Source organism: Nocardiopsis sp. TSRI0078, from assembly GCF_001905145.1.
Lineage (GTDB): Bacteria > Actinomycetota > Actinomycetes > Streptosporangiales > Streptosporangiaceae > Nocardiopsis.
The window spans coordinates 38,000-50,863 of record NZ_LWLB01000023.1 but is presented as its reverse complement, the minus strand read 5'-3'; the positions used below and the strand labels follow the sequence as shown (position 1 = coordinate 50,863).

At 70.3% G+C, this 12,864-nt stretch carries 11 protein-coding genes; 6 read left to right on the top strand and 5 right to left on the bottom strand.

Annotated features, from left to right (window positions below):
• Nucleotides 1-34: 34 nt before the first annotated feature.
• From A6A08_RS14650 to A6A08_RS14640, 3 genes are all read right to left on the bottom strand, one after another.
• Nucleotides 35-988 (bottom strand): zinc-binding alcohol dehydrogenase family protein, encoded by a 954-nt coding sequence (locus tag A6A08_RS14650; protein ID WP_073703154.1) that lies wholly within the window; start codon nt 986-988, stop codon nt 35-37.
• Between the two features lie 37 nt (nt 989-1,025).
• Nucleotides 1,026-1,838 carry an IclR family transcriptional regulator C-terminal domain-containing protein gene (locus tag A6A08_RS14645; protein ID WP_073703153.1) on the bottom strand — a complete coding sequence of 271 codons (813 nt, stop codon included), beginning with the start codon at nt 1,836-1,838 and terminating at the stop codon, nt 1,026-1,028.
• An 81-nt stretch (nt 1,839-1,919) separates the two neighbouring features.
• Entirely contained in the window at nt 1,920-3,362 is a 1,443-nt protein-coding gene (locus A6A08_RS14640) for an amidohydrolase family protein (protein ID WP_073703152.1), read from the bottom strand.
• Nucleotides 3,363-3,647: 285 nt separating this feature from the next.
• Between A6A08_RS14640 and A6A08_RS14635 the strand changes: the two genes are divergently transcribed.
• The 4 genes from A6A08_RS14635 (at nt 3,648) to A6A08_RS14620 (ending at nt 7,402) form a co-directional block, all read left to right on the top strand.
• A complete protein-coding gene (locus A6A08_RS14635; RefSeq protein WP_073703151.1) occupies nt 3,648-4,868 on the top strand; it encodes a CaiB/BaiF CoA-transferase family protein in 1,221 nt (406 codons plus the stop codon).
• Nucleotides 4,865-5,722 carry a citryl-CoA lyase gene (locus tag A6A08_RS14630; RefSeq protein WP_073703150.1) on the top strand — a complete coding sequence of 286 codons (858 nt, stop codon included), beginning with the start codon at nt 4,865-4,867 and terminating at the stop codon, nt 5,720-5,722. Before A6A08_RS14635 ends, A6A08_RS14630 begins: the two co-directional genes overlap by 4 nt.
• A 20-nt stretch (nt 5,723-5,742) precedes the next feature.
• A complete protein-coding gene (locus A6A08_RS14625) occupies nt 5,743-6,603 on the top strand; it encodes a dioxygenase (protein ID WP_073703149.1) in 861 nt (286 codons plus the stop codon).
• A gap of 424 nt (nt 6,604-7,027) precedes the next feature.
• Nucleotides 7,028-7,402, top strand: a complete 375-nt coding sequence (locus A6A08_RS14620) for an ADP-ribosylation/crystallin J1 (RefSeq protein ID WP_073703148.1) — start codon at nt 7,028-7,030, stop codon at nt 7,400-7,402.
• 103 nt (nt 7,403-7,505) lie between these two features.
• Here A6A08_RS14620 and A6A08_RS28245 read toward each other — a convergent pair whose 3' ends face one another.
• Entirely contained in the window at nt 7,506-7,664 is a 159-nt protein-coding gene (locus A6A08_RS28245) for a hypothetical protein (RefSeq protein ID WP_199866941.1), read from the bottom strand.
• Between the two features lie 281 nt (nt 7,665-7,945).
• On the opposite strand from A6A08_RS28245, the gene A6A08_RS14615 reads away from it, so the two are divergent.
• Nucleotides 7,946-9,043 carry an LLM class flavin-dependent oxidoreductase gene (locus A6A08_RS14615; RefSeq protein WP_073703147.1) on the top strand — a complete coding sequence of 366 codons (1,098 nt, stop codon included), beginning with the start codon at nt 7,946-7,948 and terminating at the stop codon, nt 9,041-9,043.
• Between the two features lie 264 nt (nt 9,044-9,307).
• Here the strand turns inward: A6A08_RS14615 and A6A08_RS14610 are convergent, their stop codons facing one another.
• Nucleotides 9,308-10,924: a BCCT family transporter gene (locus tag A6A08_RS14610; protein ID WP_073703146.1), complete on the bottom strand. Its 1,617-nt coding sequence runs from the start codon at nt 10,922-10,924 to the stop codon at nt 9,308-9,310.
• Between the two features lie 1,410 nt (nt 10,925-12,334).
• Here A6A08_RS14610 and A6A08_RS14600 point away from each other — a divergent pair.
• A complete protein-coding gene (locus tag A6A08_RS14600) occupies nt 12,335-12,781 on the top strand; it encodes a hypothetical protein (protein WP_242422626.1) in 447 nt (148 codons plus the stop codon).
• The last annotated feature ends 83 nt before the right edge of the window (nt 12,782-12,864 follow it).

Genomic DNA, 12,864 nt, shown 5'->3' with positions numbered 1-12,864 from the left:
CCCATCATGTTCCCGGACGAGGGAGGGGAGAACGTCAGGGGACCAGGACGATCCGTCCTCGCGCGACCCCTCGGGCCTGCCGCTCCCATCCCCGTGCCGCCTCCTCCAGCGGAACCCGCTCGAAGGGGACGGACAGCCTGCCGAGCGCACACTCACGGGCCACAGTGTCCACGGCCGCGCTCCGCTGCTGCGGGGTGAGCGCGTTGTTGGTGTAGCCCAGCAGGCGCAGGGAGCGCCCGCGCAGGGTGCCCGAGTCCAGGGGCGCGTGCTCTCCGGCCGAGGAGCCCAGGTTCACCAGGCGTCCCTCGGGGCGCAGGACACGCGCGGCGGCAGCCGCGGGAGCGCCGAAAAGGGGGTCCAGGACCAGGTCGACGGGGCCCTGCGCGGCCTCTTCCAGCAGAGCGGCCAGCGCGTCGACGTCGTCGGTGTCCAGGGAGGCTACCGCGTCGGCGCCCGCACGGGCAGCCCTCTCCCGCCCCTTGTCCGACCGTGCCGCAGCCACGACCCGGCCCGCTCCGGCGGTGCGCGCCAGCTGCACCGCGGCCAGGCCCACCACCCCGCCCGCACCCAGGACCAGGACCGTCTCCCCAGCGGCGAGCCCGCCGCGCCATGTCAGCGCCATGTGCGCGGCCACCGCCGACAGGCCCAGCGCCGCGACGGCAACGGGGTCGGCGTCCTCGGGCAGGACCACCATCTGGTCCTCGGGTACGCTCACGCGTTCGGCCATGCTCCCGTCTCCCGGGGCCATCCCGGCGGCGGTGGGGAACCAGACCAGGCGTCCGTCCCATCGCCCGACCCCCTGTACTCCGGGTACGTAGGGGGTGGCGGGCACCCCGAAGTAGGACTGCCCCCCGGCGCACAGCAGGTCCAGGGGTGTGATCGGTGCGGCCAGGACCTCGACCACCGCCCGGCCCGGATTGCTTTGCGGGGAGGGCAGGTCGGTCAGGACCGGAGGTCGGCCGGGTGCGGGGATCTGTGCGGCGATCATGGCGTGGCCTTCCTCGTTCGCGACCCGACGTGCCAGGTCAGTGCACCTGGGGCGTGCGGGTCACCTGTGGTACGGACTCCAGGCGGGCGACGTCGGCGCTGATCTCGCCCGCCGTGCGCAGCAGCAGGGGCAGGTGGTGCAGGGTCAGATGCTCCAGCGACGTCTCGGCGGCGTGTGTGTTGACGTTGAGCGCGGCGAACACCCGGCCCCGTCCGTCCCGCAGCGGCGTGGCGACCGAGCGGATGCCCCGGGCCAGGTGCTCGTCGGTCAGTGCCCACCCCTGGGCGCGGACCTCGCGCAGAACGGTGTCGCGCTCCTCCCGGTCGGGACACCACAGCGGAACCAGCCCGGACCGGGTGGGCTCGGCCAGTACCCGGTCGGCCTCCTCGGGCGCCAGGTCGGCCAGCAGGACCTTGCCCAGCGAGGTCTGCAGCGCGGGGAAGCGGGTGCCGATCTGCACGTCCAGCGTGACGATCTTGGGCACCGCGACGCGGGCGACGTAGACGATGTCCGACCCGTCGAGCTGGGCGATGGAACATGACTCGCCCGTGCGTTCGGACAGCTCCTCCAGGTGGGGACGGGCGATCTCCCACAGGCTGGTCGAACGTATGTAGGCCACCCCCAGCTCCAGCACGCGCGGTGTCAGGGAGTAGCCCGCGCTGCCCGAACGCACATAGCCCAGCTCCTGCAGGGTGATCAGGATTCGCCGCGCAGTGGGACGGGCCAGCCCGGTGACCTTGGCCACCTCGGCCAGGGTCATCGTCGGCTGGTGCGGCTGGAAGGCCCGGATCACGTCCAACCCCCGGGCCAGCGCCTCGATGAAGTCGGGGCCGGTACCCTCGCGCGGCATGGTGTCTCCCGTCCGTGTCGTGGAAGCGCCAGCATATCCAGCGGGTGTCCGGTCGGCGGCTCGGCGCCGACCGGTTGTCGCTCACCTGCCTCGGGTACTGGAGTCGCGGTAGTCGGTGTAGGTGTACGGGTTGTCGAGGACCTTCGACTCGGGGATCTCGGGGTTCATACCCACCACCCACTCCTGCTCGCCGACGGCTGTGCGCAGGTGGTCGACGGTGGCGTCCACGCTCCGGCGTACGGCCGCCAGGTCGATGTCCACCAGCCGGTGTTCGTACTTGACCACCCGTCCGTCGACCAGGACGGTGTGCACGTCGCCGCGTTGGGCCTGGAAGGCGACGTGCCCGTACGGGTTGAGCATCGGGAACGACACGGGGGAGTTGTCGTTGCGGATCAGTACCAGGTCGGCTTTACAGCCGGGCGCGATCCGGCCCAGGTCGTCACGGCCCAGGGCGGTGGCTCCGCCGCGTGTGGCCCACTCCACCACCTGGTCGGCGCGCAGGGCGCAGTGGGTGACGGTGTTCCCCAGCCGCTGGGCCTCCAGGTGCTCACGGGAGCGGTCGGCGCCCAGGGTGGTGCGCATGGCGCTGAACAGGTCGCCGCTCCACCAGGCGCTCGTGTCCACCGACAGCGACACCGGGATGCCGTGCGCGCGGATCGCCCAGGTGGGCGGGTAGCCCTGACCGGCGCTCTGCTCGCTCTCGGTGGACACCGACACCGACCCGCCGGTGGCGGCGATGCGCTGGTAGGAGTCCTGCGACAGGGAGGCGGCGTGCACGTAGACCGTCTCCGGTCCCATGAAGCCGTGCTCGTACATGAGCCGGATGCCGTTGTCCCCCGTGGCACCCCACACGCCGGCATGGGTGGTGACGGGCAGCCCCAGGTCGCGGGCGGCCTCGAAGGCGGGCCGCTCGGGGAACTCCGGGTCGCCGGTCACGTCGAAGGCGATCTGCAGGCCGAGCATGTCGTCCTCGCGGTTGCGCTCGACGAAGGCACGGAACTCCGGGGCGGTGGCCCATTCGGCGGGCGCCTGGTGAATGTTGCCGTAGGCCAGGACGTAGCGCCCGGGCACCGAGCGCAGCGCGTCCACGGCCGCGTCGGCGTGCTCGGGCGTCTGCAACCCGTGGGACCAGTCGACGACGGTGGTGACCCCGGCCTCCAGCGCCTCGACGGCGGCGAGTGTGTTACCCGCGTGCACGTCGGCGGGGCGGAACTTCGTGCCGTGTTCCAGGTAGTACCAGACGAAGTACTGGGTGAGGGTCCAGTCGGCCCCGTAACCACGCATGGCGGTCTGCCACATGTGCCGGTGGGTGTCGATCATGCCCGGCATGACCAGTCCTCCGGCCGCGTCGATCTCCGCGGTGCCGTCGGGCACCGGAAGGTCCCGGCCCACGGCGGCCACGCGGTCGTCGACGACCAGTACGTCGGTGTTCTCTAGGACGGTGCGCGCGTCGTCCATGGGCAGTACCGTGCCGCCGCGCAGGACCACCGGTCGGCCTGGGGGGAAACCGATCTGTCTGTTCATGGGGGACTCCTCGCCGTAGCGTCTTGTTGGCTGGTGCACCGCTCTACCCCCGCCCTCTCCGGACGTCGGTCCGCTGTGCGGTCGCCAGTGTGACTCCACTTTTGGTGAGGTTGCCACTTCTGTCAAGGGATGTGGTGGAAGGTCCGACTCCAGGGGCGCTGATTCCTGCGTGCATCCTGAAAGGAACATGGCTGTTCCATCGTGGGGGTTGACGCGAGGAAGGGGCAGATACAGAATCCCCTTAGCGGACATATGTCCGCTGGACGGACATTGAAGGGATGAGAAATGGCGGGGGACCCATACGTACGGGACGGAACAGCCGAGGGGGAGGCCACCGGGACCACCCCGGGCGGTCCGCTGGCGGGGCTGCTGGTGGCGGACTTCTCACGGATCCTGGCCGGGCCCTACGCCACCATGCTGCTGGCCGACCTGGGCGCCGAGGTGGTCAAGGTGGAGAGCCCTGCGGGGGACGACACGCGCTCGTGGAAACCGCCCGTACGCGGCGACGTGTCCACCTACTACCTGGGGGTGAACCGCAACAAGCGCTCCATCGCCCTGGACCTGCGCCAGGAGGAGGACGCGAAGGCCGCGCGCGAACTCGCCCGCCGCGCCGACGTGGTGATCGAGAACTTCCGCCCCGGCGGACTGGCACGCTTCGGGCTGGACCACGACAGCGTCCGGGAAGCCAACGCCGGTGTGGTCTACTGCTCCATCACGGGCTTCGGCTCCGGCGCCGGCCGGGACGTGCCTGGCTACGACCTCATGGTGCAGGCGGTCTCCGGACTCATGAGCCTGACCGGGGATCCGGACGGGACGCCCTACCGCGCGGGCATCTCGGTGTTCGACGTCATGGCGGGCAACCACGCCGCCATCGGCATCCTCGCCGCGCTGCGCCACCGCGACGCCACGGGCGAGGGCCAGCGGGTCGAGGTCAACCTGTTGTCCTCGGCGCTGACCGGACTGGTCAACCACAGTTCCGCCTACGTGGCGGGCGGGACCGTGCCGATGCGCATGGGCAACGCCCACCCCAGCGTGTTCCCCTACGAACCCCTGCCCACGGCCGACGACGACCTCATCGTCACCGCGGCCAACGACCGCCAGTTCCGGTCCCTGTGCGAGGTGCTGGGCATCTCCGGGACCGCGGACGACGAGCGCTTCGCCACCAACGCCGCCCGCACCGCCAACCGCGCCGAACTGCGCCCGATCCTGGTCGAGCGACTGGCCAAGCGGAGCGCGCTGGAGTGGTTCGACCTGCTCGTGGCCGCCGGGGTGCCCTGCGGGCCGATCCAGACCATCGACGGCGGGTTCGCCATGGCCGAGCGCTTCGACCTGGATCCGGTGGTGGAGGTCGGACAGGGAGAGCGCGCGGTCCCCACCACACGCCACCCGATCCGTTTCTCCGCCACCCCCGCCTCCTACCGGCTTCCCCCGCCCGAACTGGACGAGCACGGCGCGGACCTGCGCGCCTGGCTGGCCGAGCCCGAGCAGCGAGAGGAAACCACATGAGCGAGCACCGACAGGACTCCGGCGCGAAGCGGGCACCGCACGGGCGCGATGGGTACCCCACCGCCCTGGGTGCCTCCAGCCCCACCTCCATCACCCTGCTGGGTCAGGACCTGGCCGAGGACGTCATGGGCAAGGTCGGGTTCGGCGAACTCAGCTTCTGGCTGGCCACCCAGCGCCGCCCCAGCCCAGGGGAGACCCGTGTCTTCGAGGCGGTGCTGGCGGCCCTGGCCGACCACGGGTTCACTCCCACGGCCATCGTCACCCGTCTGACCTACCTGTCCGCACCGGACTCGATCCAGGGCGCGCTGGCCGCGGGTCTGCTCGGCGGGGGATCGCGCTTCCTGGGTGTCACCGAGGACACCGGCCGCTTCCTGCACGGGGTACTGCGCTCCCTGGACGGCGACCTGCCCACCGACGACGCCTCCTGGGACGAGGCCGCGCTGCGCACGGTGCGGGCCGAGCGCGAGGCGGGCCGCTTCGTACCCGGCCTCGGCCACCACGTGCACAAGCAGGGCGATCCGCGTACCCCCGCGCTCATGCGCATCGCCCGCGAGGAGGACCTGTTCGGCCCGCACCTGTCCCTCTTCGAGGCGATCGGTCGCGTCCACCCCGAGGTCCTCGGCAAGAGGCTGCCGCTCAACGGCGCCGGAGTGTGCGGCGCCGCCCTGGCCGACCTGGGCCTGCCCATCGAGCTCCTGCGCGGCTTCGCCCTGCTGGCCCGTACCGCCGGGCTGGTCGGCCAGCTCGCCGAGGAGCTGCGGGCGCCCGTCGCCAACGACGTCTTCCTGTCGGTGGACCTCGACAACAGGCCCGTCGACCCCACCCCCTACACACCCGATCCACTGACCCCCTGAACTGCGGGAGAACGATTCCCATGGCGTTCGTGACCGAGAAGAACCTGACCGACCTGGCCGTGGAGCGCTGGGAGAGCGCCCACGACCCCCGCACTGCCCAGCTGCTGACCGCGCTGGTGCGCCACCTGCACGCCTTCGCCCGCGAGGTCGAACTGACGGAGGAGGAGTGGGCGGCCGCGATCGAGTGGCTGACCGCCACCGGGAAGGCCTGCGACGACAAGCGCCAGGAGTTCATCCTGGCCTCGGACGTGTTCGGGCTGAGCACGCTGGTGGTGCAGCTCAACAACCGCTTCTCGAAGGAGGCCACCCCGGCGACCGTGCTGGGCCCCTTCCACATCGACGGCTCGCCGGACGCCGAGTTCGGCCACGACATGTCCGAGGGGATCGAGGGCACGCCCCTGTACGTCACCGGCCGCGTCACCGACACCGACGGCGCGCCCGTGGCCGGGGCGGTCCTGGACGTGTGGCAGGCCGACGCCGAGGGCGCCTACGAGTCGCAGTTGGAGGTGGACGAGGCGCGGCTGCGCGCCAAGTACCGCACACGCGAGGACGGCACCTACTGCCTGCGCACCATCGCGCCGCTCGGCTACACCATCCCCATGGACGGTCCGGTGGGCGACCTGGTGAAGCGCACCGACATCAGCCCGTACCGTCCCGCGCACATCCACTTCCTCATCGACGAGCCCGGTTACGCCCGCCTCATCACCCACCTGTTCCGCGAGGGCTCGGACTTCCTCGCGACAGACGTGGTCTTCGGGACCAAGGACGCCCTGGTCGTGCCCTTCACCGACCACCCGGCGGGCCCGGCGCCGGACGGGAGCGTGTGCGACCGACCCCACCTGCGCGCCGAGTACGACTTCGTCCTGGACCGTCGCGGCTGACACCCGCGGAGCCGGGGAGAGGTTCGGAGAACAAGAGTCCGGGGGCGCGCGGCCTGGGCCGCACACCCCCGGACATGGCTGTGGCCCACGTCCCCCAACGCGGGCCACAGCGGGCGCGGCCAGTGTGCACTGAGTGCGGTCTGGCCGCTGGGAGGGCGGATGCAGCGTCTGAATACGTGTCGGAAACCCCCATTACCGACACGAGCGCGTGCATCCGCGCATGGATTGTGGTGAGCGCCTCTCAGGGCCTTCGATCGGGGTCGGGAGTTTCGGTCTGGGGCGCTTCACCTGAGAGAACGCTTCGTATGACTGAGGTGTTCCCGCTGTACGGACCGATTTTCGGGTCGTCCGGTAAAAAGCGGGTGCGGATCATGCATGCTCTCTCTAAGCTCCTGCCCACGCACTACCCAAGGAAGCGGTTCCCATGTCCGAGACGACCACCCTGTGGCGGCCCACAGGCCCCGCGGAACTCGCGCTGGTCAGGGGGTCCGGCTGGCGGGAGTGGCCGCCGCGCCTGCCGGAGCAGCCCATCTTCTACCCGGTCCTCAACGAGGACTACGCGCTGCGGATCGCACGGGAGTGGAACCTGCCACGCGATGGTGAGGGCCACGTCACGCGGTTTCACGTGGACGCCCGCTTCGCCGCCCGCTATCCGGTCCGCCAGGTCGGCGGGAGCACGATCCTGGAGTTGTGGGTGCCCGCCGAGGAGCTGGCCGAGTTCAACTCCCGCATCCGCGGCCCGATCGAACTGGTGCGCTCCTTCCTGCCCGAGCATCCCGAGGGGATCGCTCCCGGCTGAGGGGCCGCCTCCCGGCTGGGAGCCGGCCGGTGCGGGGACGGCGGCCGGCGGGCGCGCACCTGGTAGCCGTGGGCGCCCGCCGGGAGGTGACGGTCGCGGTGGGTCAGGCCTCGGTCCTGTGCACGGGCAGCAGGTCCGGGTCGACCTCGGTGAGGGCGGCCATGACGTCGCCGAGGGCGTCGGCGAGCACCACGGGCTCGCGGTCGGTCCGGTCGTGGTCCTGGTGGGGAAGGTGCCGTCGGGGGTCGAGGGTCGTGGCCATGGGGCTACGGGCGCGTGGGTCGGGGTGCGCGCCCTCCTCCTTCACGTGTGCTCACGTACTCAGCCGTGCCGGTCGCCGTGACACCCGGTGACCGTTCCGGTGCCAGCTTTTCCAGGGATACCAGGGGATGGTGACATTTGACAGATACGGAGCGTGCCTGTGGGTGAACACTGACCCTCGGATCGGCGCGTCGGGGAAGGAACAGGGGAGGGGCACCAGGCGTTCGCCATGATAGTTTAATAGGAAACTACTTCTTTGGAAGCTAGCTAGGGGAGCGGGCCATGCAGTTCGGAATCTTCTCGGTGAGTGACGTGACCACCGACCCCACCACCGGACGTACGCCGACCGAGGCCGAGCGGATCAAGGCGATGGTCGCCATCGCGCTCAAGGCGGAGGAGGTCGGGCTGGACGTCTTCGCCAGCGGCGAGCACCACAATCCGCCGTTCGTGGCGTCCTCGCCGACCACCATGCTCGGCTACATCGCGGCGCGGACCGAGAGGCTCATCCTGTCCACGGCCACGACCCTGATCACCACCAACGACCCGGTCAAGATCGCCGAGGACTTCGCGATGCTCCAGCACCTGGCCGACGGCCGGGTGGACCTGATGATGGGCCGCGGCAACACCGGCCCCGTCTACCCCTGGTTCGGGCAGGACATCCGCCAGGGCATCCCGCTGGCCCTGGAGAACTACAACCTGGTGCACCGGCTCTGGCGCGAGGACGTGGTGAACTGGGAGGGCAAGTTCCGCACCCCGCTGCAGGGCTTCACCTCCACCCCGCGCCCCCTGGACGGCGTGCCGCCCTTCGTCTGGCACGGCTCCATCCGCAGCCCGGAGATCGCCGAGCAGGCCGCCTACTACGGTGACGGCTTCTTCCACAACAACATCTTCTGGCCCGCCACCCACACCAAGAAGCTCATCTCCCTGTACCGCCGCCGCTTCGAGCACTACGGCCACGGCAAGGCCGACCAGGCCATCGTCGGCCTGGGCGGACAGGTGTTCATGCGCAAGAACTCCCAGGACGCGGTCAAGGAGTTCCGGCCCTACTTCGACAACGCGCCGGTCTACGGCGGCGGCCCCTCGCTGGAGGAGTTCACCCGCGAGACGCCGCTGACCGTCGGCAGCCCGCAGGAGGTCATCGACCGCACGCTGACCTTCCGCGAGATGTTCGGCGACTACCAGCGCCAGCTCTTCCTCATGGACCACGCGGGCCTGCCGCTCAAGACCGTCCTGGAGCAGCTGGACCTGCTCGGCGAGGAGGTCGTGCCGGTGCTGCGCAAGGAGTTCGCCGCCAAGCGGCCCGCGCACGTGCCCGACGCGCCCACCCACGCCTCGCTGCTGGCCGGCAGGCAGGAGCCCGGTCAGGGCGCGCGGCAGTAGGCCGCTCCTCCCCGGGGCCGGGGCCGTGGAACGCGGGGGCGCCCACGGCCCCGGCCCCCGTCGCGCCGCCTCAGCCGCAGTTTCCCCAGGTGTTCCGGCCTCCCCGGGCGAGGGCGCCCGACGTGTTCCCGAAGGTGCTGAAGTACCGCACGCACCGGCCCGCCCCTGGCGCCTGACCCGCCCCAGGAAGCGGGAGGGGACCCGAGCGCGGCTCGGGTCCCCTCCCGCATCACAGGCCGGAGCGTGGGCTCCGTGGGGCGGCGGCTAGCCGACCGGCTCCCCGACCCGCCGCACCGGAGCCCCGTCCTCGTCCCCGGCGGGCCCGTCGGAGGAGCGGGGCGCGGCGACGATGCCCTGTTCGACGGCCATGGTGCGCAGCAACCCGGGCGTGGTCCACAGCGTCGGCAGCATGATCAGCCCCACGGGGACCGCGGTCACCACGATGAAGGACTGCAGTGCCTGGATCCCGCCGTCACCCACCAGGAGCAGCGCGACGGCGGCCAGGCCCATCCCCCCGCACCAGAACGCGCGGACCAGGCCGGAGGGCTCGCCCTCGCGCATGCTGGAGACCGAGATGGCGTAGGACATCGAGTCCAGCGTGGACGCGAGGAAGATCAGCGCGACGAACACCATGAGCACGCCGAGCACCGCGGTCATCGGCAGCGCCTCCAGGATGGACAGCGCCGCGGCGGGAAGGCCGTCCTCGGCGTAGGGACCCGTGATCGTCCCGGGGTCGCGCTGTTCGAGCCAGATGCCGGTGCCGCCCAGGGCGGTGAACCAGACCGTGGTCACCACCGTGGGCATCACCGTCGCCCCGACGTAGATGTCGCGTACGGTGCGGCCCTTGGAGATACGGGCGAAGAAGATCGCCATCATGGGGCCGAAGCCGAGGAACCAGCCGAAGAAGAACAGGGTCCAGTAGCCGAGCCACTGCTCGTCGCCCCGGTACAGGGCCATGGGCAGGAACTCCTGGACCTGCACCACGGTGGACCGCAGGTACAGGTCGGCCACGAAGGGCAGCGACGCCATGCCGACGATGGCCAGGATGAGGACCAGCGCCACCCAGACGTTGGCCCGGCTCAGGATCTGGATGCCCCGGCGGACGCCGCTCAGCACCGACACCGCGGCCACGACGGTCAGGCCCACGATGATCAGGACCTGGGTGGCGTAGGTGTCCGGCAGCCCGAACAGCTCACTGGAGATATAGGAGATCTGGAGTCCGAGGAAGCCGATGGGGCCCACGGTCCCGGCGACCACGGCGAGCACGCAGCTGACGTCCACGACCGCGCCGATCCAGTGCGTGCGCACGCGCTCGCCCATGACCGGCCACAGCAGGGTGCGCGGGCGCAGCGGCATGCCCTTCTCCACCCCGCGCATCATGACCAGGGTGGCCAGCGAACCGCCGACCGCCCAGCCGATGAAGCCCCAGTGCACGAAGCTCTGCGCCATCGCGATCGCCGCGCCCTGGGCTCCGCCGTCGACCTGGTCGGCGTACTGGGGCGGCGGGGAGGCGTAGTGGGCGATGGGCTCGGCCGCCGCCCAGAACACCCCGCCGGCGGCCAGCAGGGTGGTGGTGATCATCGCGATCCAGGAGAACCGGCTGAACGCGGGGGCCTCGGGGCCGCCCATGCGGACCCTGCCGTAGCGGGAGAAGGCCAGGATGGTGACGATGACGAAGGTGGCCAGCATCAACAGCTGCCAGTAGGCGCCGAACCAGCGCGCGGACCAGGTGAAGGCCGTGTCCACGGCGGCACCGACCACCTTGGGGGCGGCGAGCGCGGAGGCGACGAAGGCGACCATGAGCAGGCTGCTCACGCCCATGACCCAGGGATCGGCGTGTCTGCCTCGCGCGGACGCGCGTGAGCGCAGAGTGGAGAACATGAAGTAGAGGGTGCTCCTCGTATGGAGGCACCGGTCGGGGCGTGCCGCGGCCGGTATCTGAAGGTCCATGCGCTGTGCGCGCGTGACGGCCGCCGGGAACGACCGCCCGGTCTCACGGCCAGCGCAGCAGGCGCGGCATGGAGGAGGCGGGGCATCAGAAGCTGCCTCGCCGGAATCGCCAACGAACGAGAACGGGCGGGGACGGGGAGAAATTCCGATCCCACGGTGGTCGACGCGGCGACGTCCCACACTACCGCAGGCCGGAGCGCGTATCCGTGTGAGCGTCAACACCGCCGACGCCGTGGCGTGTGGGCCCGCCACGGCGGCCGGGGCCACAGTCGGTGGCGGCCCTCGCCGTTGCCCGGTGGAGCAGGGCGACGGTCACCGCACCGGGGCAGGGGTGCTCCACCGGGTCGGGCACCAGGGCTCTGTGCTCGCGGTCGGGGAACCTATCAGGAGCGCTTCAGCGCGGTTCGAGCCCGTTGTGGGAGGTTCCCGTCTCCCAAGAATCTCCCGTCCCCGATGGGAGACGGGTGCCTCCCACCCTCACCGGACCGAGCGCCTTCTGTTCCGTGAAGGTCCCCCGGTCATCCGGACGGGGCGGCCGGAAGACGGTCTCCTGCTTGGTCACGGATAGTGACGAACATGGCCGCCCCGCTGTGCGGACATCACCACGGTGGTGTCCTGCCCGTGCAGGCGTTGAGCTGACCGGCCCGGCCTGGGGTGGAGGCCTGGACGCCGTCCTGGAACCTTGCTTTGGCGGCAGCCGCGCGCAGAATCCGCAGATCCCATCCCGGCCAGGCCGGGCGGGACATCACACAGCAGCAGCCCACATGAGCCTGCATGTCCCCACGCCCCGTGGGTCGCGCCGATGATGATTCCCCTGACTATCGACGGCCTGGTGTACGCCGCGTCCATGGTGATCCTGCATTCGGCCCGAGCGAGAACCAAGCCTCCTTGGCTGGCTTGGCTCCTGGTCTGCTCGACTCGCGCGCTCCGTTCGAACTGGAGTTTTGCGGCACACCTGGCAGGATTCGAACCTGCGGCCATCGCATGAGAAGTCCGGCGATTCCGTGTCTCTATGTGCCACGGTGTGCCGTTTCGTTCCTACCCATCCGATTACCGCTGTCATCTCGTGGCAAGAGGTGCCGCTCGGTGCCGTGCCAGTGCGGAACTGCGGAGCATAATCGGAGCACACATCGGCCCTTGGTGGCGTCCGATGGCACCTCGCGAGGTCTTCCGTGGGCGGGGAGCCATCTTCCGTCACACGGTGGAGAGCGGCCACCAACACCCCGAGGAGGTTGTACCTATGTCGTGTACGCCGTTGTGCTCCGCCTACCGGCAGGGCGAGGTGGAACGTGGAGCCCTGCTCGAGAGAGCCAAGGTGGGTACCGTGTGAAGGACGTTCTCGTGGCACTTGAAGCACTGACCGGCTGCGATCCGGACCGGCGAGACCTCGCCGCCGAGGTGCTCGGAGATTTCCTACGCTGCGCCGTGCTTGACACGGCCACCGCCTGCCTGGTCGTTGGCCGGCTGGCCAGCCTGGCCGTCACCGAATCCGTGGTCAAAGTCCGTGAGTCCGCCCTGAACGCGGTCTGCGAAGCGTTCGATCACTACAGCCTGCCCTTGGGCCTTGTTGAACCGCTGGCCTCAGTCGTGAGGACGCTGGAACCCGAACTCCTCGAATACGCTCTTTACATCTTCGGCGCCACACAGGACCCGCGAGCACGGTCGCTGATCGAGCCCTTCCTTCACCATCCCGACCCGAACGTGCGCGAGGAAGCCCGCCTCGCAGGTGCCGAGATCGCCATGTCCATGACCTTTGGCCATGGCTCTCCGGGGCCCGCTTCTCAGTAGCGCACCTTGGGGTTTCGTCAGTGAAGCACATCGACTTTCCTGTGTGGTTTCTCCAGGAAGTTCTTTGTCCCGTGCTGGTCGGG

What these genes read in the sequence shown, in the direction of transcription:
- A6A08_RS14650 (WP_073703154.1), bottom strand. Translation starts at nt 988, where the DNA reads ATGATCGCCGCACAGATCCCCGCACCCGGCCGACCTCCGGTCCTGACC.
- A6A08_RS14645 (WP_073703153.1), bottom strand. Translation starts at nt 1,838, where the DNA reads ATGCCGCGCGAGGGTACCGGCCCCGACTTCATCGAGGCGCTGGCCCGG.
- A6A08_RS14640 (WP_073703152.1), bottom strand. Translation starts at nt 3,362, where the DNA reads ATGAACAGACAGATCGGTTTCCCCCCAGGCCGACCGGTGGTCCTGCGC.
- A6A08_RS14635 (WP_073703151.1), top strand. Translation starts at nt 3,648, where the DNA reads ATGGCGGGGGACCCATACGTACGGGACGGAACAGCCGAGGGGGAGGCC.
- A6A08_RS14630 (WP_073703150.1), top strand. Translation starts at nt 4,865, where the DNA reads ATGAGCGAGCACCGACAGGACTCCGGCGCGAAGCGGGCACCGCACGGG.
- A6A08_RS14625 (WP_073703149.1), top strand. Translation starts at nt 5,743, where the DNA reads ATGGCGTTCGTGACCGAGAAGAACCTGACCGACCTGGCCGTGGAGCGC.
- A6A08_RS14620 (WP_073703148.1), top strand. Translation starts at nt 7,028, where the DNA reads ATGTCCGAGACGACCACCCTGTGGCGGCCCACAGGCCCCGCGGAACTC.
- A6A08_RS28245 (WP_199866941.1), bottom strand. Translation starts at nt 7,664, where the DNA reads ATGGCCACGACCCTCGACCCCCGACGGCACCTTCCCCACCAGGACCAC.
- A6A08_RS14615 (WP_073703147.1), top strand. Translation starts at nt 7,946, where the DNA reads ATGCAGTTCGGAATCTTCTCGGTGAGTGACGTGACCACCGACCCCACC.
- A6A08_RS14610 (WP_073703146.1), bottom strand. Translation starts at nt 10,924, where the DNA reads ATGTTCTCCACTCTGCGCTCACGCGCGTCCGCGCGAGGCAGACACGCC.